General features: G+C 72.8%; 15 protein-coding genes. 13 read left to right on the plus strand and 2 right to left on the minus strand.

Annotation, left to right across the window (positions count from 1 at the left end):
- Positions 1 to 89 precede the first annotated feature (89 nt).
- A complete protein-coding gene (gene glgX, locus ACIP67_RS15540; protein WP_401692094.1) occupies positions 90 to 2,324 on the minus strand; it encodes a glycogen debranching protein GlgX in 2,235 nt (744 codons plus the stop codon).
- Positions 2,325 to 2,530: 206 nt separating this feature from the next.
- Between glgX and ACIP67_RS15545 the strand changes: the two genes are divergently transcribed.
- The 13 genes from ACIP67_RS15545 (at position 2,531) to ACIP67_RS15605 (ending at position 19,484) form a co-directional block, all read left to right on the plus strand.
- The gene (locus ACIP67_RS15545) at positions 2,531 to 3,721 is read left to right on the plus strand and encodes an Ig-like domain-containing protein (protein ID WP_401692097.1); all 1,191 of its coding nucleotides are present in this window, start codon (positions 2,531 to 2,533) and stop codon (positions 3,719 to 3,721) included.
- Between the two features lie 144 nt (positions 3,722 to 3,865).
- Positions 3,866 to 5,116: an Ig-like domain-containing protein gene (locus ACIP67_RS15550; protein ID WP_401692099.1), complete on the plus strand. Its 1,251-nt coding sequence runs from the start codon at positions 3,866 to 3,868 to the stop codon at positions 5,114 to 5,116.
- A 78-nt stretch (positions 5,117 to 5,194) separates the two neighbouring features.
- Complete coding sequence (locus tag ACIP67_RS15555) at positions 5,195 to 5,962, plus strand: enoyl-CoA hydratase/isomerase family protein (protein WP_401692102.1); 768 nt, start codon at positions 5,195 to 5,197, stop codon at positions 5,960 to 5,962.
- A gap of 310 nt (positions 5,963 to 6,272) precedes the next feature.
- Positions 6,273 to 6,776 carry an ATP-binding protein gene (locus tag ACIP67_RS15560; protein WP_401692105.1) on the plus strand — a complete coding sequence of 168 codons (504 nt, stop codon included), beginning with the start codon at positions 6,273 to 6,275 and terminating at the stop codon, positions 6,774 to 6,776.
- Positions 6,777 to 6,867: 91 nt separating this feature from the next.
- Complete coding sequence (locus ACIP67_RS15565) at positions 6,868 to 6,963, plus strand: putative leader peptide (protein WP_401692107.1); 96 nt, start codon at positions 6,868 to 6,870, stop codon at positions 6,961 to 6,963.
- A gap of 122 nt (positions 6,964 to 7,085) precedes the next feature.
- On the plus strand, positions 7,086 to 8,507 hold the full coding sequence (locus tag ACIP67_RS15570; protein ID WP_401692110.1) for a sulfatase-like hydrolase/transferase: 1,422 nt from the start codon (positions 7,086 to 7,088) through the stop codon (positions 8,505 to 8,507).
- A 259-nt stretch (positions 8,508 to 8,766) separates the two neighbouring features.
- On the plus strand, positions 8,767 to 10,740 hold the full coding sequence (locus tag ACIP67_RS15575; protein ID WP_401692113.1) for an ABC transporter ATP-binding protein: 1,974 nt from the start codon (positions 8,767 to 8,769) through the stop codon (positions 10,738 to 10,740).
- On the plus strand, positions 10,737 to 12,638 hold the full coding sequence (locus ACIP67_RS15580) for an ABC transporter ATP-binding protein (protein ID WP_401692116.1): 1,902 nt from the start codon (positions 10,737 to 10,739) through the stop codon (positions 12,636 to 12,638). The genes ACIP67_RS15575 and ACIP67_RS15580 overlap by 4 nt, the downstream gene beginning before the upstream one ends.
- 105 nt (positions 12,639 to 12,743) lie before the next feature.
- Positions 12,744 to 14,555, plus strand: coding sequence for an ABC transporter transmembrane domain-containing protein (locus tag ACIP67_RS15585; RefSeq protein ID WP_401692119.1), 1,812 nt, complete (start codon positions 12,744 to 12,746; stop codon positions 14,553 to 14,555).
- Between the two features lie 173 nt (positions 14,556 to 14,728).
- Entirely contained in the window at positions 14,729 to 16,489 is a 1,761-nt protein-coding gene (locus ACIP67_RS15590; RefSeq protein WP_401692122.1) for an ABC transporter ATP-binding protein, read from the plus strand.
- A gap of 441 nt (positions 16,490 to 16,930) precedes the next feature.
- Positions 16,931 to 18,604, plus strand: a complete 1,674-nt coding sequence (locus tag ACIP67_RS15595) for a M4 family metallopeptidase (protein ID WP_401692124.1) — start codon at positions 16,931 to 16,933, stop codon at positions 18,602 to 18,604.
- Positions 18,605 to 18,675: 71 nt separating this feature from the next.
- Positions 18,676 to 19,197 (plus strand): DUF1990 domain-containing protein, encoded by a 522-nt coding sequence (locus ACIP67_RS15600; RefSeq protein ID WP_401692127.1) that lies wholly within the window; start codon positions 18,676 to 18,678, stop codon positions 19,195 to 19,197.
- Positions 19,198 to 19,289: 92 nt separating this feature from the next.
- On the plus strand, positions 19,290 to 19,484 hold the full coding sequence (locus ACIP67_RS15605; protein ID WP_401692129.1) for a type II toxin-antitoxin system VapB family antitoxin: 195 nt from the start codon (positions 19,290 to 19,292) through the stop codon (positions 19,482 to 19,484).
- A gap of 160 nt (positions 19,485 to 19,644) precedes the next feature.
- On the opposite strand, the gene ACIP67_RS15610 is transcribed toward ACIP67_RS15605, so the two are convergent.
- Positions 19,645 to 20,409 carry a GntR family transcriptional regulator gene (locus tag ACIP67_RS15610; RefSeq protein WP_401692132.1) on the minus strand — a complete coding sequence of 255 codons (765 nt, stop codon included), beginning with the start codon at positions 20,407 to 20,409 and terminating at the stop codon, positions 19,645 to 19,647.
- Between the last annotated feature and the right edge of the window lie 774 nt (positions 20,410 to 21,183).

The raw sequence follows: 21,183 nt of genomic DNA on the forward strand, positions 1-21,183 counted from the left end.
GGCCGAGCGGATGGGCGAATCGGCCGAGTGAGCGGGCCGGCCAGGTGAGCGGCCGGCCGCCCCGAGGACGCCGCGCCCCGCCCCCGCCCCTACCCCACGACCCGCAACAGCAGCACCGCCCGCGCCGGTACCGTCACCGCCGTCCCCGCCCGGTGCGTCACCCCCGGCACCTCCGCCTGCTCCTCCCTCGACGTGTCGACGACCACCTCGTACCGCTCCGCCCACGGCGGTCCGGGCAGGGCGAAGCCCACCGGGCGGTCCCCCGCGTGCAGGAGGGCGAGGAAGCTGTCGTCGGTGATCGGCGCACCCCGCTCGTCGCGCCCCGGGATGTCCCGGCCGGACAGGTACATGCCCAGCGTGGCGGCGGGGGCGTACCAGTCGCCCTCCGTCATCTCCGTGCCCCGCGCCGTGAACCAGGCCAGGTCCCGCAGCCCGTCCGCCGAGTGCGCCCGCCCGGAGAAGAAGGCCCGCCGGCGCAGCACGGGGTGCCGGTGGCGCAGGGCGATCAGACGGGAGGTCAGGTCGAACAGCGCCCTCCAGCCGGGGTCCTCCAGCAGCCCCCAGTCCAGCCAGCTGATCTCGTTGTCCTGGCAGTAGGCGTTGTTGTTGCCCCGCTGGGTCCGCCCCAGCTCGTCCCCCGCGACCAGCATCGGCACGCCCGTGGACAGCAGCAGCGTCGTCATCAGGTTCCGCAGCTGCCGCCGCCGCAGCGCCCGGACCCGCTCGTCGTCCGTCTCCCCCTCCGCCCCGCAGTTCCAGGCGCGGTTGCCGTCGGTGCCGTCCCGGTTGCCCTCGCCGTTGGCCTCGTTGTGCTTGCGCCCGTAGGAGACCAGGTCGCGCAGGGTGAAGCCGTCGTGCGCCGTCACGAAGTTGACCGAGGCGTACGGGCGCCGCCCGCCCCAGGCGTACAGGTCGCTGGAGCCCGACAGCCGGTACCCCATCTCCCGTACGTCGGGCAGCGCGTGCCGCCAGAAGTCGCGCACGGCGTCGCGGTAGCGGTCGTTCCACTCCGTCCACAGCGGCGGGAAGGCGCCCACCTGGTAGCCGCCCGAGCCCACGTCCCACGGCTCGGCGATCAGCTTCACCCGCCGCAGCACCGGGTCCTGCGCGATGACCGCCAGAAAGGGCGAGAGCATGTCCACGTCGTGCATGGAGCGGGCCAGGGCCGCCGCGAGGTCGAAGCGGAAGCCGTCCACCCCCATCTCCGTCACCCAGTACCGCAGCGAGTCGGTGATCAGGCGCAGCACGTGCGGCTGGACCACGTGCAGGGTGTTCCCGCAGCCGGTGTAGTCGGCGTACCGGCGCGCGTCGGACTGGAGCCGGTAGTAGCCGCGGTTGTCGATGCCCTTCAGCGACAGCATGGGCCCGAGCTCGCCCGCCTCCGCCGTGTGGTTGTAGACGACGTCGAGGATCACCTCGATCCCGGCCGCGTGCAGCGCGCGCACCATCCGCTTGAACTCGCCGACCTGCTGCCCGGTCGTCCCGGAGGAGGCGTACGCGGCGTGCGGGGCGAAGTAGCCGATGGAGTTGTAGCCCCAGTAGTTGGCGAGCCCCCTGCGCAGCAGGTGGTCCTCGTGGGCGAACTGGTGCACCGGCAGCAGCTCCACCGCCGTCACGCCCAGCCTCACCAGGTGCTCGACCGCCGCCGGGTGCGCGAGGCCCGCGTACGTGCCGCGCAGCTCCTCGGGGATGCCCGGGTGCAGCCGGGTGAAGCCGCGCACGTGCAGCTCGTAGATCACGGAGTCGGCCCACGGTGTCTTCGGGCGGCGGTCGTCGGCCCAGTCGTCGTCATCGTGGACGACGACGCCCTTGGGGACGTGCGGCGCCGAGTCCCGTTCGTCGCGCACGGTGTCGGCGACCTGCTGCTGGGGCCAGTCGCGGACGTGCCCGTACACCTCGGGCGGCAGGCGGAAGTCGCCGTCCACGGCGCGGGCGTACGGGTCGAGCAGCAGCTTCGCCGGGTTCCAGCGGCCGCCGGTCCAGGGGTCCCAGCGGCCGTGCACCCGGTAGCCGTAGCGCTGGCCGGGCATCACCCCGGGGACGAAGCCGTGCCAGATCTCATGGGTGAGCTCGGTGAGCCGGGCGCGGGTCTCACGGCCCTGCTCGTCGAAGAGGCACAGGTCGACCGCCTCCGCGCCGCCCGCCCAGAGGGCGAAGTTGGTGCCCGCCACGCCGTCCGGGCCGACCCGGAAACGGGCGCCGAGCGGCATGGGCGCGCCGGGCCGCACGGGGACGCCCGGCGTCCTGCGCGGTGCCCCGTTCACGACGGCGGAGGCAGCGGTGCGCTGCTCCGCCACCGTCTCCTGCTCGGCTGCGCTGGACACCGTTGCGCCTCCCGCGGCTCGTGGCACGACGCGGGCCAAGGGCGTACGGCGTCCCGGCCGCGGCTCCCCGTAGCGTCGTCCTCCCCCCTGTTCTGCCCAGAGCGTGCCTCGCACTCACGTTTCCCCGGAGCGGGCCCGTCGTTGGGTACCGCGTGAGGCACGTACAACGGCGCGCGCGGCGCGCGGGGGCCGTCCTGGCCGCCGTAATGACATGGGCAGCACTGCTGGCGGGGGCCGCCGGCTGCACGGGGGACCGCCCCGGCGGGTTCGACCGGATGCTCGGGAAACCGCCGGCTCCCGAGGAGGTCGTCCGCGTCACGCCGGAGGACGGCGCCAAGGGGGTACGCCCGGACGGCGGGCTCGGGGTGCGGGTCACCCAGGGGCGTCTGGAGTCGGTGAAGGTCGTCCGGTCGCAGGACGCGCAGGAGACCCGGGTGCCGGGCCGGATCTCCGCGGACGGCCGCAGCTGGCGCCCGGATGACGACCGGCTCGCGCTCGCCGCCCGGTACACGGTCGACGCGGTGGCCGTCGACGACGACGGCCGCCGCTCCGCCCGCCACACCACGTTCACCACGTACGTCCCCGAGGAGCGCTTCATCGGGTACGTCACGCCCGAGAACCGCGCCACCGTCGGCACCGGGATGATCGTCTCCCTGGAGTTCAACCGGGAGATCGAGCACCGCGCCGCCGTCGAACGCGCCGTCGAGGTCACGGCCAGCCCGCCCGTGGAGATCCGGCCGCACTGGTTCGGCAACGGCCGCCTCGACTTCCGGCCCGAGGACTACTGGCGGCCCGGCACCGAGGTCACCGTCGCCTTGCGCTTCCGCGACGTCGAGGGCGCGCCGGGTGTCTACGGGCTCCAGGACAAGACGTTCTCCTTCACCGTCGGCCGCCACCAGGTCTCCGTCGTCGACGCCGCCCGGCACACGATGAAGGTACGGCGCGAGGGCGAGCTGATCGCCACCGTGCCGGTCACCGCCGGGGCGCCCAAGACGACGACGTACAACGGGAAGATGGTGGTGACCGAGATGCTGGAGCTGACCCGCATGAACGGCGCCACGGTCGGCTTCAGGAAGAAGAACGGCAAGAGCGAGTACGACATCCCCGACGTGCCGCACGCCATGCGGCTCACGGCCTCCGGCACCTTCCTGCACGGCAACTACTGGGCCGAGCCGCAGGTGTTCGGGCGGACCAACGTCAGCCACGGCTGCGTGGGGCTGCGGGACGTCAAGGGCGGCGGCCCGGACACTCCGGCGGGCTGGTTCTTCGACCGTTCCCTCGTCGGGGACGTGGTCGAGGTCGTCCGCAGCAAGGACAAGCAGGTCGCCCCCGACAACGGGCTCGGGGGCTGGAACCTGACCTGGGAGGAGTGGACGCAGGGCAGCGCGGTGGAGTGACCCTTTCCTCCCGGGGTCGAAGTTGGGACGGAACGGTGACATATGGGGGCCGTCCACGCCGCTGACCTTGTGGTTAATATGCGCGCAGCGCGGGGGACACGCCTGCGTGCGGGCCTGACCGGCCCGGGGGAGGGGAGAACGGACTTGAACGTGCGACCGATATCGGGGGCATCGGTTGGCGGGCGCTCACGCGGCCGCAACAGGCGGCTGGCACTGATCGTCGGAGGGCTGCTGCTGGCCGTCACGGCCTGCGGCGGTGGCGGGGACTCCGACGCCGGTTCGCAGAAGGCGGGGGACGTGGCGGCCTCCGGCTCCGCCACCGCGCAGAGCGGGCAGTCGGAGGCGGTCGTCACCATCGCCCCGAAGGACGGCGCGCAGTCCGTCGACACCAGCGGCACCCTCAAGGTCACCGCCGCCAAGGGCAAACTGACCGAGGTCGTCGTCAAGGACGCCGACGGCGCCGCGGTCGACGGCGCGATATCGGCCGACGGCTCCGGCTGGACGCCCGCCACCCATCTGGCGGCCTCCACCCGCTACCAGGTGCACGCGGTCGCCAAGGACTCCGAAGGCCGCACGGCCGCCGAGGACTCCTCCTTCACGACGCTGAGCCCGCAGAACACCTTCATCGGGAACTTCACGCCGGAGGACGGCTCCACGGTCGGCGTCGGCATGCCGTTCTCGGTCCGCTTCACCCGGGGCATCACCGCGCCGGAGGACGTCGAGAAGGCCATCACCATCAAGACCGAGCCGGCCGTGGACGTGCAGGGCCACTGGTTCGGCAACGACCGCCTCGACTTCCGCCCCGAGCAGTACTGGAAGGCCGGCACCAAGGTCACGGTCGAGCTGAACCTGGACGGCGTCGAGGGCCGCAAGGGCGTCTACGGCAAGCAGTCCAAGACCGTCTCCTTCACCATCGGCCGCAACCAGGTGACCGTCGTGGACGCCAAGAAGCACACCATGAAGGTCATGCAGGAGGGCAAGGTCGTCAAGACCATCCCGGTCACCACCGGCAAGCCCGGCTACGCCACCTGGAACGGCCAGATGGTCATCAGCGAGAAGTTCACGGTGACCCGGATGAACGGCGACACCGTCGGCTACGACGGCGAGTACGACATCAAGGACGTTCCGCACGCCATGCGGCTGACCAACTCCGGCACCTTCGTGCACGGCAACTACTGGGGCGGCGACGCCTTCGGCAACTACAACGCCAGCCACGGCTGCATAGGCCTGCGCGACGTGCGCGGCGGCTACGACAGCGGCGTACCGGCCGCGTGGTTCTTCAACCACTCCATCGTCGGCGACGTGGTGGTCGTGAAGAACTCCACCGACCCGACGGTCGACCCGTCCAACGGCCTGAACGGCTGGAACATGTCGTGGGCGGAGTGGACGAAGTAGGTCCCACCGCCCTGCGGGCCCGGTGCCGTGACCCACGGCACCGGGCCCGCCGTCGTTAGTCCCCGTTAACCTGCTGGCATGACCGTGAATCTCGAAGTCTCCGAGGGCGTCGGCACCCTGCGTCTGGACCGCCCGCCCATGAACGCGCTGGACGTCGCCACGCAGGACCGGCTCAGGGAACTCGCCGAGGAGGCGGGCCGCCGCGACGACGTACGGGCCGTCGTCGTGTACGGCGGCGAGAAGGTGTTCGCGGCGGGCGCGGACATCAAGGAGATGCAGGCCATGGACCACACGGCGATGGTCCTGCGCGCCCGCGCCCTGCAGGACTCCTTCACCGCGGTGGCCCGCATCCCCAAGCCGGTGGTGGCGGCCGTGACCGGCTACGCGCTGGGCGGCGGCTGCGAGCTGGCGCTGTGCGCGGACTTCCGCATCGCCGCAGACGACGCGAAGCTGGGCCAGCCCGAGATCCTGCTCGGTCTGATCCCCGGCGCGGGCGGCACCCAGCGCCTCGCCCGGCTGGTCGGCCCGTCCAAGGCGAAGGACCTCATCTTCACGGGCCGGATGGTCAAGGCGCAGGAGGCCCTGACCATCGGCCTGGTGGACCGGGTGGTCCCGGCCGACGAGGTGTACGCGCAGGCGCACGCCTGGGCCGCGAAGCTGGCGCAGGGCCCGGCGATCGCGCTGCGCGCGGCGAAGGAGTCGATCGACACGGGCCTGGAGACGGACATCGACACGGGCCTGGCGGTGGAACGCAGCTGGTTCGCCGGCCTGTTCGCGACCGCCGACCGCGAGACCGGCATGCGGAGCTTCGTGGAGGAGGGTCCCGGCAAGGCGAAGTTCCTGTGAGCGAGCGGGCGGGCAAGGGTGAGGCGCCGCTCGTCAAATCTCCGTGAAGCGGCTTGCAATTGACGGGCCGTCTTACCCGGCTCCCTCGATGGGGCGGTTTACGGGAGCCTTAAGGCACCCTTAAGGCTGCCGCGTCGAGGGAGCCCGCCGATTGCCTCCGGACGCTTCGTCGTCGCAGGTCGGCGTATGAGTGTCGGGCCTCGGCATGCCATCGGCACATGCCGGGTGACGTGGGGGGAACGAGGGCTCCCGGGGGGCGCATTCCCAGGGAACCACCACGGCGAAGTCGCCGGACGGCCATGATGGGGGCATGGCGGGGCTGGAGGGTTCTGAACAGCCGCGAGAGCACGGGCGTGCGACCGCGGCACGCTGGTCGCCCGCGGTCGAGGACGAACGGGCACGCAAGGCGCTGGAACTGTTCGGCAACCCGACGGAGGCCGAGGTTCCGCTGCCGTCCCGTCCCGAGTCCGCCGCCACCGCCCGGCGGCTCGCCCAGGTCGTCGTCCTGCGCCAGTGGCAGCTCACCCCCAAGATGACCGAGGACGCCGTCCTGCTCGTCTCCGAACTCGTCGGCAACGCCGTCCGCCACACCGGCGCCCGCACCTTCGGCCTGCGCATGCGCCGCCGCCGCGGCTGGATCCGCGTCGAGGTCCGCGACCCCTCCCGCGGGCTGCCCTGTCTGATGCCGGTCCAGGAGACGGACATCAGCGGACGGGGCCTGTTCCTCGTCGACAAGCTGTCCGACCGGTGGGGGGTCGACCTGCTGCCCCGGGGGAAGACGACGTGGTTCGAGATGCGGGTGGCGGACCGGTGACGAGCACGCCTCCGGCAGAGGAAAGGGCGCGGGTCCCGGTCCGTGGACGGCGCCTTGACGGCACGGCCCGACGATGACACCGTTCGCGATCATGAGGATCCCCGTTGACCACCGCCGCGCGTGCGTCGCGCTCGTGGAGCGGCGTCACGTCGACCTGTGCCGGCAGTCCAGCGCCATCTGTCGCTGAGCCGTAGCCCTCTCCTCTCTCCCTCTCCCTCTCTCCCTTTCTCCTTCTCCTCTTCACTTCTCCTCTTCACTTCTTCTCTTCGCGCGCCCTCCCACGGGGCACGCCGATCACGAGGATGCCGCATGCCCGAAATATCCCGTCGTACCTTCGGTGGCCTGGTCGGTGGCGGTGCCGTGACCGCGGTCGCCGGTACGGCCGGCAGCGCCGAAGCCGCTCCCGAGTCCGCCTCCGCCTCCGCCTCCGCCGAGCGTCCGTTCCGGGCCCGTTCCTCCGCCGGGTCCGGCGGGCGGCCCAACTTCCTGTTCATCCTGGGTGACGACCTGGGCTGGGCGGACCTGTCGTCGTACGGCTCACCGCACATCAAGACGCCGAACCTGGACCGGCTGGCCGCGCAGGGCGTGCGGTTCACGAACGCCTACTCCGGCTCCGCGACCTGCTCCCCCACCCGGTTCAGCCTGTACACCGGCCGCTACCCGGGACGTACGCAGGGCGGACTCGCCGAACCCATCGGCAACAAGACGCAGGGACTGGACCCGAACCACCCGACCCTGGCCTCCCTGCTGAAGAAGGCCGGCTACTCCACCGCCCTCATCGGCAAGTGGCACTGCGGCTGGCTGCCCGACTACAGCCCCACCAAGTCGGGCTGGGACGAGTTCTTCGGCAACTTCGGCGGCGCCCTGGAGTACTTCTCCAAGCTGGGCCAGCTCGGTGACTACGACCTCTACGAGGGCGACGCCGAGTACAAGGACCTGCGCTACTACACGACCGTCCTCACCGAGCGGGCCGTGGAGTACGTCTCCCGGAACCACGACGAGCCCTGGCTGCTCAACCTCAACTTCACCACCCCGCACTGGCCCTGGCTGGGCGAGGACGACGAGGAGACCGGCGCCGAGATCGCCGCGAAGATCCGCGCCGGCCAGGTGCTGAGCGGCCTCCTGCACAACGACGGCGGCTCGGTGGAGAAGTACACCGAGATGGTGGAGAACCTCGACGCCTCCATCGGCAAGGTGCTCACCGCGCTGAAGCGCTCCGGCCAGGAGCAGAACACCGTCGTGGTGTTCGCCAGCGACAACGGCGGCGAGCGGTTCTCCTACCTGTGGCCGCTCAGCGGCGCCAAGTCGGAGCTGCTGGAGGGCGGCATCCGGGTGCCGACCATCCTGCGCTGGCCCGCCCGGGTGGACGGCCACCAGGTCAGCGACGAGCCCGTCTTCTCCCCGGACTGGACGGCGACCCTGCTGGAGCTGGGCGGCGCCCGCCCGGCCTCGACGCACCCGCTCGACGGACACAGCTTCGCCGGCTACCTGCTGCGCGGCGAGGAGGTGCCCGAGCGCGACCTGTTCTGGCGGGTGCGCGGCAACCGGGCCCTGCGGCGCGGCGACTGGAAGTACTTCCAGGACTCCTCCGGCACGGACCACCTGTACAACCTGGCCCAGGACCAGCGCGAGCAGGCCGACCTCGCCACCGACCGGCCGGAGCTGCTCACCGAGCTGAAGGCGGCGTGGGAGAAGACCGCGAGCGGGCTTCTGCCGTACCCGACGGCCTGACCCGTCAAGGGCCCGACCGGCCGGGGACCCGGCGGGGGCCTGACCGGCGGGGCCTGACCCTGCCGGGGCCTGCCCGGTCGGCGGCCGGTGGCAACCGCGGCCGGCGGACTTCATTCGATCGAATGACGCAGCACTACGGGCTTGACCGCCCCACCCCGCGTTCGGGACCCTGAACGCGCAGGTCGCGGCGGTCGGGCCCGGGGCCCGTCCGGCCGAAACTCGGTGGGCGATGTCGGTGGCGGTCCGTAGGCTCGCGGTGATGCCGACGACATACCCCACCACCAAGGACCGCTCCGCGGTGAGGACGTTGCTGCGCCTGTGGCCGTACGTGCGGCCCGTACGCGCGCGGCTGTTCACCGCCGCTTTCGTCGCGATCGTCGCCTCCTGTACGGCGCTGGTGATCCCGCTCGTCCTGAAGTGGATGGTGGACGGCCCGGTCGCCGACCGGGACCCGGCGGGCGTGTGGCTGGGCGCGCTGTACCTGCTGCTGCTGGGCGTCGCCGAGGCGCTCCTGTTCGGGCTGCGGCGGTGGCTGGTCGCCCGGCCGCTGTCGCACGTCGAGGCGGAGATGCGGGCGGACCTCTACCGCCGCCTGCAACGGCTGCCCATGGCCTTCCACGACCGGTGGGCCTCGGGACAGCTGCTGTCCCGGGGCACCACCGATCTGATGCTGCTGCGTATGTTCCTCGCCTTTCCGCTGACGTTCCTGCTGGTCAACGGGGTGACGATTCTCGTCGGCGTGGTGATCATGCTGGTGCAGGAATGGACACTGGGCCTGATCGTCCTCGGTCCGGCCGTGCCCGTCGTCGTCACCTGCGTGCTCTTCGAGACCCGCTACACGCGGGTCGCGCGGCTCGCGCAGGACCAGGTCGGCGATCTGACGACGGTCGTCGAGGAGAGTGTGCTCGGCATCCGGATCATCAAGGGCTTCGGACGGCACCGCAGCCAGGCGCGGGCGTTCCGGCGGCTGTCGGAGACGCTGCGCGGGACGGAGCTGCGCAAGGCCCGGCTGCTGGCGACGCTCTCGGGGATCATCGTCACGCTGCCCGAGGTGGCCGTCGGGGCCGCGCTGGTGCTGGGCGCCGTGCAGGTGGCGGACGGCGAGCTGTCCGCGGGGACGCTGGTCGCCTTCCTGTCCACGGCCCTGGCCCTGCGCTGGCCCGTGGACTCGATCGGCTTCCTGCTGGCGATGAGCCAGGAGGCGGCGACGGCGACGGAGCGGTACTTCGAGGTGATGGACGAACGGCCGGAGTCGTCGACGGCTGCCACGGACCGTTCGACGGCTGCCACAGACCGTTCGACGGCTGCCACGGACCGTGCGACGGCTGCCACAGACCGTTCGACGGCTGCCACAGACCGTGCGACGGCTGCCACAGACCGTTCGACGGCCGCGGTCGGCCGTTCGGCGCCCCTGAACGGGGGCGGTGACGGGAACGGTGGCGGGACCGGTGACGGGAACGGTGGCGGGACCGGTGGCGGGACCGGCGACGGCCTCCGGTTCGAGGGCGTCGTCTTCCGCTACCCCGACGCCGCCCCCGGCTCCCCTCCCCTTCTCGACCACGTCGACCTCCACGTCCGGCCCGGTGAGTCCATGGCGCTCGTCGGGGCCACCGGGAGCGGCAAGACCACCCTCACCGCCCTGGTCCCCCGGCTGCACGAGCTGACGTCGGGGCGGATCACGCTCGACGGGCAGGACATCACCGCGCTGCCCCGCGAGGAACTGCGGTCGAACGTGGCCGTAGCCTTCGAGGAACCGACCCTCTTCTCCGCGAGCGTCGGGGAGAACGTGCTGATGGGCGCCGACGACCGGGCCGGCGCCGACGAGCTGGACCGGGCGCTGGCGGTGGCGCAGGCCGAGTTCGTGCACGCGCTGCCGCAGGGCACCCGCACCCAGGTCGGCGAACAGGGACTCAGTCTCTCCGGCGGCCAGCGGCAGCGGATCGCGCTCGCCCGGGCCGTCGTGGGACGGCCCCGCTTCCTCGTCCTGGACGACCCGCTGTCCGCGCTGGACGTCCACACGGAGGCCGCCGTGGAGGCGGCGCTGCGTCAGGTCCTCGCCGACACCACCGCGCTGATCGTCGCCCACCGCCCCTCCACCGTCCTGCTCGCCGACCGCGTCGCCCTGCTGTCGGGCGGCCGGATCACCGCCGTCGGCACCCACCAGGAGCTGCTGCGCACCAACGCCGAGTACGCCCACCTCATGTCCGGGAACCAGGAGGCCGACCGACGATGACCACCCCCACGACCTCCTCCCCCACCGTCGACGAGCCGGACCCGCCCCACGAGCGGGAGGCCGGCGAGCGGGAGGCCGGCGAGCGGGAGGCCGGCGAGCGGGAGGCCGGCGACCCCTTCGACCGGGACGTCCTGCCCACCCCGCCGGGCGCCACGGCCGCGCTGCTGCGGTCGCTGCTCGCCCCCATGAGGGCCCGCGTGGCCCTCACCACGCTTCTGCTGCTGCTCCAGCAGGCGGCCGTGCAGGCGGGCCCGCTGCTGGTGGCGTACGCCATCGACCGCGCCGTCCCCGCGTTCCGGGACGGCGACACCCGACCGCTGGCCGCCGTGGCCGTCGGCTACCTGCTGTGCGCGCTCGCCTCGGGCGGGCTCCAGACCGCCTTCCTGATCGCCGCCGCCCGGGTCACCCAGGACGTGCTGCTGGACCTGCGCGGGCGGATCTTCCGGCACGCGCAGGCGCTGAGCGTCGACTTCCACGAGCGCTACACCTCGGGCCGGCTGATCTCCCGTTCCACCACGGACGTGGAGTCGCTGCGCGAACTGCTCAACGACGGCCTCCAGGAGCTGGTCGGGGTCGTCCTGTCCTTCGTGTACATCTCGGCGATGCTGCTCTGGCTGGACCTGGGGCTGGGAGCGGTCGCGGTGGCGTCCTTCGGGCCGCTGTACCTCCTGGTCCGGATCTACCGGCGGCGCGCCGCACGGGTGTACCGGGCGCGGTCCACCGCGATCGCGGCCGTGATCGTGAAGTTCGTGGAGACCATGAACGGCATCCGCCCGGTGCGCGCGTTCCGCCGCGAGGCCGTCAACGACGCCGGGTTCCGGGCGCTCAACCAGCGGCACGAGCGGACCAACGGCGACGCGCTGCTGGAGATGGCCCGGTACGTCACCGGATCGCGGCTGGTGGCCAACACGGCCGTCGCGGCGATCGTGCTGTGGGGTGCCCACCGGGTGGCGGACGGCTCGCTGGAGCTGGGGGTGCTGGCGGCGGCGGTGCTGTACCTGCGGCGGCTGTACGACCCGATCGACCGGCTCGGCATGTTCCTCAACTCCTACCAGTCGGCGGCGGCCTCGCTGGAGAAGATCGCCGGGCTGCTGGCGCAGACGCCGTCGGTGCCGGAGCCGGCCGCGCCCCGGGAGCTGCCGGCCCGCCGCTCCGGGCTCCCGGGCCGGGAGGTCGTGTTCGACGGCGTCGGCTTCGGCTACCGCACCGGCGGCGAGGTGCTGCCCCGCTTCGACCTCACCCTGCCGGCCGGGCAGACCGTCGCCGTGGTCGGCTCCACCGGCGCCGGGAAGTCCACGCTGGCCAAGCTCCTCGCCCGCTTCTACGACCCCACGGCGGGCCGGGTCCTCCTCGACGGTGTCGACCTGCGTGACCTCGCGGTGCCCGAACTGCGGCGCGGGGTGGTCATGGTGACGCAGGAGGCGTTCCTGTTCTCCGGCACGGTCGCCGAGAACATCGCCGTCGGGCGGCCCGACGCGACCCGGGAGGAGATCGAGCGGGCGGCGAAGGCGATCGGCGCGCACGAGTTCATCAGCGCCCTGCCCGACGGCTACGACACCGACGTCCGCAAGCGGGGCGGCCGCATCTCCGCCGGTCAGCGCCAACTGGTGGCCTTCGCGCGGGCGTTGCTGGCCGACCCGGCCGTGCTGATCCTCGACGAGGCGACCAGCTCCCTCGACGTCCCCGGCGAGCGGGCCGTACAGGCGGCGATGGCGACGGTGCTGGCGGGCCGGACGGCGGTGGTGATCGCGCACCGGCTGTCGACCGTGGAGATCGCCGACCGGGTCCTCGTCATGGAACAGGGCCGGATCGTCGAGGACGGCAGCCCCGCCGAACTGATCGCGGGCACCGGCCGGTTCGCGGACCTGCACCGCGCCTGGCGGGACAGCCTGGCCTGACCGGGACCGCCGCCACGACCGCGCGAGCCCGGCCCGACCGGGGCCAGGGGCCCGCCGAGCAGTTCGGCCCGACCCGGGCCGTCACGACCGAAGGGACGGGGGCGGATGATCGACGTCTACGGGGATCCCGGCACGCCCGACTGCCGCGGCGGCTGGTGGTACCTGTGGTGGCTGGTGCGCCGCCAGCCGGGGCGGGCGCTGGCCGGGGCCGTGCTGGCCAGTGTCTGGATGGTGCTGCTGGCGGCCGCGCCGTACCTGCTGTCGAAGGCGGTCGACGAGGGGCTGGAGGCCGGGGACCCGGCCGCACTGGCGGGCTGGACCGCCGCCCTGGTCGTCGTGGGGGCGGCCAACGCCTGGGTGAGCATCATGCGGCACCGCACGATGACCCGGCTGCGCATGGACGCGAACTTCCGCACGGTCAAGGTCGTCGTCGGGCAGGTGGTGCGGCTGGGGGCCGCGCTGCCGCGCCGGGTGGGGGCCGGTGAGGTCGTCACCGTCGGGGTGGGCGACGTGCAGACCATCGCCGGGTCGCTGACGGTGATCGGGCCGGGCGTCGGCTCGGTCGTCGTGTACGTCGTCGTCGCCGGGCTGCTGCTGGCGGTCTCACCGCTGCTCGCGGCGGTCGTGCTGCTCGGGATGCCGGTGGTGGCCGTGCTCGTGGGACCGCTGATGGCGCGGCTCCAGGGGGTGGAGGGCGAGTACCGGGAACGGCAGGGCGTGCTCACGGCCCGGATCGGCGACCTGGCGGGCGGGCTGCGGGTGCTCAACGGGCTAGGCGGGAAGGGCCTGTTCGCGGACGCCTTCCGGCGCGACTCCCGGCGGCTGCGCGACCAGGGCTACCGGGTCGGCGCGGTCACCAGCTGGATGCAGGCGCTCGGCACGGGCCTGCCGACGGTGTTCCTCGCCGTCGTCACCTGGCTGGCGGCCCGGCTCGCCGCCCGGGGGGACCTGACGGTGGGCGAGTTGGTGTCGGTGTACGGCTATGTCGCCGTACTGGTCGGCCCGGTGGCGTTCCTCGTCGACATGGGGTACCAGCTGAGCCGGGGTGTGGTGGCCGCCCGCCGGGTCGTCCGGCTGCTGCGGCTGGAGCCGGACCCGGACACCGGCACCGCGCCGGCGCCCGCCGGGCCGGCGGTGCTGTACGACCCCGCGTCGGGGGTACGGGTGGTGCCGGGCCGGCTGACGGCGCTGGTGGGCGCCCGGCCGGCCGACACCGCAGGGGTCGTCGACCGGCTGGGCCGGTACGCGCCGTCCGACGTCACCTGGGGTTCCGTACGCCTCGACGCGGTCCCGCTGGCGCGGGTCAGGGAGCGCATCCTGGTCGCCGACAACGAGGCCGACCTGTTCGCGGGCCCGCTGCGCGAGGTGGTGGGCGGCGGGCGCGTCCACACCGACGCCGCCGTGGGGCGCGCGGTGCGGGCGGCTGCCGCCGAGGACGTCGTGCGGGGCCTGCCGGAGGGGCTGGACTCGCCGGTGGCCGCACAGGGCCGCAGTCTCTCCGGCGGGCAGCGGCAGCGCGTACGGCTGGTGCGGGCGCTGCTCGCCGACGCCGAGGTGCTGCTCGCCGTGGAGCCGACGTCGGCGCTGGACGCGCACACCGAGGCGGCGGTCGCCGCACGGCTGCGCGCGGCGCGGGACGGCCGGACGACCGTCGTCACCAGCACCTCCCCGCTGCTGCTCGACCACGCCGACACCGTGCTGTACCTGGTGGACGGGAAGGTCGCGGCGAGCGGGCGGCACCGGGTGCTGAGGGAGACGGAGCCGGGCTACCGGGCGCTGGTGGCACGGGACGCCGGGGAGACCGAGGACGCCGAGGACGCCGGGGACGCCGGGGACGCTGCGCAATTCGGGCACACCGGGCCGGGCGGGGAAGGCGAGGCCGCCGGCCCCGGCGATGTCGAGGAGGCCGTGACATGACGTCGGGACGACAGGAGGGGAGGCCACGGGCCTCGGCGGCACCGGAGCCAGGGGGACCACGGGCTTCGGCGGCACCGGAGCCGGGAGGTCCAGGGCTTCCGGCGGCACCGGAGCCGGAAGGACCACGGACGATCTCGGCGGTACCGGAGCCGGAGACCACGGGCCGGCTCCCGGTGGCCGGCCCGGCCGGCGTCCGGCGGGCGGCCGCCCGGCTGGTGCGGGCCGACGGGCGGGCCTTCACCGTCGTCCTCGTGGCGAACGCGCTGGCCGCCGCGGCCGGGCTGGCCGGGCCCTGGCTGCTGGGGCGGATCATCGACGAGGTGCGCGCCGGGAGCGGCACCGGGGCCGTGGACCGGCTGGCGGCGTCCCTCCTGGTGTGCGCGGCGGCGCAGTTGCTGCTGGCGCGCTGGGCCCGGTACGCCGGGCACCGCTTCGGGGAGCGGACGCTGGCGCGGGTGCGGGAGCAGTTCGTGGGGCGGGCGCTGGAGCTGCCCGCGTCGGTCGTGGAGCGGGCCGGCACCGGCGATCTGACCACGCGGGGCACCGCCGACGTGGCGGCCGTGGGGACCACGCTGCGCGACGCCGGCCCGGAGCTGCTGGTCTGCACGGTGCAGGCGCTGTTCGTGCTGGGCGCCGTCTTCGTGATCGATCCGCTGCTGGGCGCGGTCGGGGTGCTCGGGCTGACGCCGATCTGGTGCGCGCTGCGCTGGTACCTGCGGCGGGCGCGCGCCGGGTACCTCGCCGAGGGCGCGGCCGGCTCCGAGGTCGCCGAGATCCTCGCGGCGACCGCGTCCGGGGCGCGCACGGTGGAGGCGTTCGGGCTCCAGGAGGCGCGCGTCGGGGCGAGCCGTACGGCGCTGGAGGTCTCGCGGCGCGCCCGCTTCCACACCCTGTACCTGCGGTCGGTGTTCTTCCCGGTCATCGAGGTGTCGTACGCGCTGCCCGTGGCGGGCGTCCTGCTACTGGGCGGGGCGCTGCACGCGCGCGGCGCGATGAGTCTGGGCACGGTGGTGGCGGCCGCGCTGTACCTGCGGCAGTTCACCGAGCCTCTGGACATGATCCTGGTGCGGGTGGAGCAACTCCAGAGCAGCGGCGCCTCGTTCGCGCGGGTGGAGGGACTGGCGCCGGACCCGCGGCGGGACGGCGCGGAACCGGACGGCACGGCTCCCCGGGCCGGCGTCCCGGCCCCGGCGGACGACCGGATCGACGTGACCGGCGTGCGGTACGCCTACGAGCGCGGCGGCGAGGTGCTGCGCGGGGTCGACCTGACGCTACGGCCCGGGGAGCGGCTCGCGGTCGTCGGCCCGTCCGGCGCCGGGAAGACCACGCTGAGCAGGCTGCTGGCGGGCGTGGACGCGCCGACGGCGGGTTCGGTGACGGTGGGCGGGGTGCCGGTGGCCGCCCTGGGACCGGAGGTGCTGCGCCGCCAGGTCGTCCTGGTCACCCAGGAGCACCATGTCTTCATCGGCACGGTCCGCGACAACCTGCTGATCGCCGAGCCCGGTGCCTCGGACGAGCGGGTGTGGGCGGCGCTGGCGGCGGTCGGCGCGGCGGGCTGGGTCCGGGAGCTGCCCGGCGGGCTGGACGCGGAGCTGGGGGCGGGCGGCTGCCGTACGGACGGTTCGCAGGCGCAGCAGCTCGCGTTGGCCCGGGTCGTGCTGGCCGACCCGCACACCCTGATCCTGGACGAGGCGACGGCGCTGCTGGACCCGACGACCGCCCGGCACACCGAGCGCGCCCTCGCCGCCGTCCTGCGGGGCCGTACGGTCATCGCCATCGCGCACCGGCTGCACACGGCGCACGACGCGGACCGGGTGGCCGTGATGGAGGACGGCCGCCTCACCGAACTCGGCACGCACGAGGAGCTGGTGCGGGCGGGCGGCGCGTACGCGGCGCTGTGGGCGACGTGGCACGGGGAGCCGAGCGAGGCGTAGTCCGACGCGGGAGCAGTCCCCGCGGGGGCAGTCCCCTGGGGAGCAGTCCCCTCGGAAACAGTCCCTGGGGACCTATCGATTCCGGACAACGGCACGGCCGTCCCCTCCCCGGCGACGGTCTCCGGCCGCCCCGGCCACGCCCCGTCCCGCCCGCTGCCGGGCGTCCGCATCATGCGTGCCTGACGCGGTCGGCCCCGCCGGGACGGCGTCCACTCTTTGCCGGTCCCTTACCTCCGACCTGTTGGCCCTTGACCGGGGTCACGCCCCTTTTACACGGCGGCAATGTTCACCGGCCGGTCGGTTTCCGGCCAACATCACGAGGGGGTCATGACATGTACGCGACCTCGGTGCCACTCTTCCTCTCACCCGCCGCACAGCGTCAGCACAGCACCGGTCGGCCACCCCACGCCGTCCGGGCTCCCCCACTCCCAAGGAGCTCGTGTGACTGTCTCGCCCGCCTTCTACGCGCGTCACAAGCGCACCACCCTGGCCGTCGCCACCGCCGTCGCGGCCGGAGCCCTGATCACCACCGGCCTGACCGGTGGCACCGCCGCCGCCCAGACCGCGCCGGACTCCGCGGGCTCCACCCCGCTCGCCGTCCCCACCGCCCTGGCCCCGGCCGCCCGCACCGCCCTCATCCAGGACAAGCAGGCCGACGCCCCCGCGACCGCGCAGGAGATCGGTCTGGGCGCCCAGGAGAAGCTGGTCGTCCGCGACGTGATCAAGGACGCGGACGGCGCGGTCCACACCCGCTACGAGCGCACCTACGCGGGCCTGCCGGTCCTCGGCGGCGACCTGGTCGTCCACGAGTCGGCCTCGGGCGCGGAGCAGGGCGTCACCAAGGCGACGAACGCCACCATCAAGGTCGCCTCCACCACCCCGGCCGTGACCGCGGCGAAGGCCGAGTCCCAGGCGCTCTCCCTCGCCAAGGCGGCGGGCTCGGAGGACACCGACGCCTCCCAGGCGCCCCGCAAGGTGGTCTGGGCGGGCAACGGCAGCAAGCCGACCCTGGCCTACGAGACGGTCGTCGGCGGCCTCCAGGAGGACGGCACCCCGAACGAGCTGCACGTCATCACCGACGCGGCGACCGGCGCGAAGCTGTACGAGTACCAGGGCATAGAGACCGGCACCGGCAAGAGCCTGTACTCCGGCACCGTCACCCTCGGCACGTACCTCTCGGGCTCGACGTACCAGCTGTACGACACCTCGCGCGGCGGCCACAAGACGTACAACAAGGCGCGCAGCACCAGCAGTTCGGCGGGCACCCTGTTCACGGACACCGACGACACCTGGGGCACCGGCGCGGCCTCCAGCTCGTCCACGGACCAGACGGCGGCGGTGGACGCGGCCTACGGCGCCCAGACCACCTGGGACTTCTACAAGAACACCTTCGGCCGCAACGGCATCAAGAACAACGGCGTGGCGGCGTACTCCCGCGTCCACTACGGCAACGCCTACGTCAACGCCTTCTGGGACGACAGCTGCTTCTGCATGACGTACGGCGACGGCTCGGGCAACGTCAAGCCGCTCACCTCGCTCGACGTCGCCGGCCACGAGATGACCCACGGCGTCACCTCGAACACGGCGGGCCTGAACTACTCCGGCGAGTCCGGCGGCCTGAACGAGGCGACGTCCGACATCTTCGGCACGGCGGTCGAGTTCTACGCGGCGAACTCCAACGACGTCGGGGACTACCTCATCGGCGAGAAGATCGACATCAACGGCGACGGCACCCCGCTGCGCTACATGGACCAGCCCAGCAAGGACGGCGCGTCCGCCAACTACTGGTCGTCGACGCTGAAGAACCTGGACGTGCACTACTCGTCCGGCCCGGCGAACCACTTCTTCTTCCTCCTCTCCGAGGGCAGCGGCAGCAAGACCATCAACGGGGTCTCGTACAACTCCCCGACCTACAACGGCTCGACGATCACCGGCATAGGCCGGGCCAAGGCGGTCCAGATCTGGTACAAGGCCCTGACGACGTACATGACGTCGACCACGACGTACTCGGGCGCCCGCACGGCGACCCTGAGCGCGGCGTCGGCCCTGTACGGCTCCTCCAGCACCGAGTACGCGACGGTCGCGGCGGCCTGGACGGCGATCAACGTCAGCTGACCGCACAGTAGGTGAGCGGAGGCGGCACCCGGGAGGCGCATATTCCGGGTGCCGCCCTACGCTTGGGCACCATGTCTTCGGAGGACTTCACGTACGCCGATGTCGGCGCGACCCGCGAGCGGCCCGGCTTCTGCCCGCCCGGCTTCCACTCCCTGCACGTGCGCACCCGCCTCGGCGAGGGCGAGGAGGTCTTCCGCCGCGCGGCCGAGGCCGTGTTCACCTGGGAGATGCACCGCTCGATGGGCGTCGGCATGACCACCGACGCCGACCGCGCGGCCCCCGACGTGGACGTCACCGTGACACTCGCCGGCATGATCAAGGCCCCCTGCCGCGTGGTCTGGACGGTCGAGGAACGCCGCCGCGCCGGCTGGGCCTACGGCACCCTGCCCGGCCACCCCGAATGCGGCGAGGAGGCCTTCGTCGTCGACCGCACCGGCGACGGCACGGTCTGGCTGACCGTCTCCGCCTTCAGCCGCCCCGCCAAGTGGTACGCCCGCGCGGCCGGCCCGGCGACGCGGGGGTTGCAGCAGGCGTACGCCCGCAGATGCGGGACGGTGCTGCGGGGGCTGGCTACGGCGGGGGTGGAGGAGTAACCCGCGCCGGGACGCGGCACACTTCCACGCGCCTCCGAGCCCGTACAGCGACATATGCTCGTATTCACCTTGAGGAGGAGGCGAGCCGTACCGTGATCGCCCCTGACGACGAAGCACTGGAAGCAGCCGTCGGCCGCGACACAGCCAACACCGCCCTACGCCAGAGCGTGGCCCGCAACCGCCGCCTGCACGCCCTCCACAGACTCCAGGATCTCGCGGCGGAGGGGGGCCTCGACGCCGAAGCCCTGCTCGACAAGCGCGCCTACCGTGGAGGGGCGACCCGTTGAACGTGGCCGTGGCGGAGGGGGCAGGCCTGACACCGCTCCACCACGACGCAGGGCCCGCCTCGCTGCGGCGGCTCACCGCCCTGTGCGACGGGCGGCTCACAATCGGGGTGTGGGACAGTCACCCCTGCATGCCGGCGCCCTCCACCAAGCCGTCCGGGGATCACGCGCCCATGTCGGACACGGACGCGTCCGGTGCTGCGTCGATGCTGTACTCATAGCCGACGGTCAGCCGGTAGGGCAGGCACCATTCCCCGTACTCGATCACACCCTCGTCGTCCCAAAGTCGGTGGGCACCGGCCAGGATGGGAGAGCCGACGCGCAGACCGAGGTAGTTCGCTTCCCGCACGTCGGCGTCGCGGCCGTGGAGGTCATCGCGCCCTGCCACCACCCTCCTGCCCGTAGCACGCTGGATCTTCAACAGCAGCCCGGGCGACGACGCTCGCGACGTCGACAGCAACTCCGGGACAGCAGCAGCAAAGTGGGCCGGATACCACGTCACGAACAGACCGGTGCGCTGTTGCCCTTTACCCGTGTGCCACTGGCGCCGCACCACCTGGGCACCGTCCTCGAGGTCGAAGATCTCGGCAACGTACTGAGGCGGCTTGATCAGCTCCGCGGTCGTGACGATCAACGTCTCACCTTCGGCGAGCACGGACCCGGTGCGCAGGACGCGGGTGATGCGGTCGTAGCCGGAGGGAGCGACCTCGGGGGCGTTGGCGACGAAGGTTCCCCGCCGTGACGTGGTGATGTAGCCCTCGACCTGAAGCTGGTCGAGAGAGCGGCCGAGGGTGGCGACGGATACGCCCTCTCGCTTGGCCAGCTCCCGCACCGGCGGGAGCTTCTCGCCTTCCTTCAACGCGCCGTCCAGGATGCGGCGGCGGATGCGTTCGGCTACCTGCATGTAGGGGTGATCGGTGTCCGACATGGCGTCTCCCGTGGGGATGTCCTAGGGCACCGCCGACTGTACTAGGACACGGTTAATCCGGATGAGGGACATGAGGAGAACCCCCTGGCGCCACTGTCCTAGGTCACGCTACTTTCTGACCTAGGACACAACCACGGCCAAACCCCCGCGACGCGCGAGGTTCGGGGGCGTGGCCGACGCTGACCAGGAGCGCCACCATGCACGACCTCATCCGCTGTGTCGCCGCTCGGCTTCGGCAGTTGTTCACCCCTGGTACGGGCAAGCGGCGAGCGGGGTCCCGTCCGTCTCCCGCGAGCCCCGCGCGGTGGCCGGACGCACCCCGTACGGCCACCGCACGACTTCCCGTCGCCCGGTCGCCGTACGGGCTACACGAACCACTCGACGGTGAAGAGGCAGCACTGGCCCGCCCCTACGTCATCGCAATGGAACGACAAGAACGCGCGATGCACCACCGACGCGGCATCGCGCCGGTTCCGGCAACGGACGTCGGCATCGATCTCGACCAGCACATGATCTGCTCGGAGGGGGTGGCCTGATGAGCCTGACCACCACGGACGCCGGGCTGTCGGCGGAGTGCACGCTGGCGCGGCGGCAAGGATACGAGGACCTGCACCTCGCATGCCGCCGAACCAGGGACGTGCCCTTGCCCCACAGCACGGGTCTGCTCCTGCTGGAACGCTGCCGATGTGCCTGCCACAGGCCGGTTGCGGGGGGCGAGCGGTGAACGCCGGAACCCCGCCCGAGCCGGGCGAGCCTCACCGTTTGACGCTGGCC

The organism is Streptomyces sp. NPDC088812, assembly GCF_044750285.1.
Lineage (GTDB): Bacteria > Actinomycetota > Actinomycetes > Streptomycetales > Streptomycetaceae > Streptomyces.

Excerpts from the sequence above, each read along its gene's own strand:
- ACIP67_RS15545 (WP_401692097.1), top strand. The coding sequence starts at position 2,531 with ATGACATGGGCAGCACTGCTGGCGGGGGCCGCCGGCTGCACGGGGGAC.
- ACIP67_RS15555 (WP_401692102.1), top strand. The coding sequence starts at position 5,195 with ATGACCGTGAATCTCGAAGTCTCCGAGGGCGTCGGCACCCTGCGTCTG.
- ACIP67_RS15560 (WP_401692105.1), top strand. The coding sequence starts at position 6,273 with ATGGCGGGGCTGGAGGGTTCTGAACAGCCGCGAGAGCACGGGCGTGCG.
- ACIP67_RS15565 (WP_401692107.1), top strand. The coding sequence starts at position 6,868 with ATGAGGATCCCCGTTGACCACCGCCGCGCGTGCGTCGCGCTCGTGGAG.
- ACIP67_RS15570 (WP_401692110.1), top strand. The coding sequence starts at position 7,086 with ATGCCCGAAATATCCCGTCGTACCTTCGGTGGCCTGGTCGGTGGCGGT.
- ACIP67_RS15575 (WP_401692113.1), top strand. The coding sequence starts at position 8,767 with ATGCCGACGACATACCCCACCACCAAGGACCGCTCCGCGGTGAGGACG.
- ACIP67_RS15580 (WP_401692116.1), top strand. The coding sequence starts at position 10,737 with ATGACCACCCCCACGACCTCCTCCCCCACCGTCGACGAGCCGGACCCG.
- ACIP67_RS15585 (WP_401692119.1), top strand. The coding sequence starts at position 12,744 with ATGATCGACGTCTACGGGGATCCCGGCACGCCCGACTGCCGCGGCGGC.
- ACIP67_RS15600 (WP_401692127.1), top strand. The coding sequence starts at position 18,676 with ATGTCTTCGGAGGACTTCACGTACGCCGATGTCGGCGCGACCCGCGAG.
- ACIP67_RS15610 (WP_401692132.1), bottom strand. The coding sequence starts at position 20,409 with ATGTCGGACACCGATCACCCCTACATGCAGGTAGCCGAACGCATCCGC.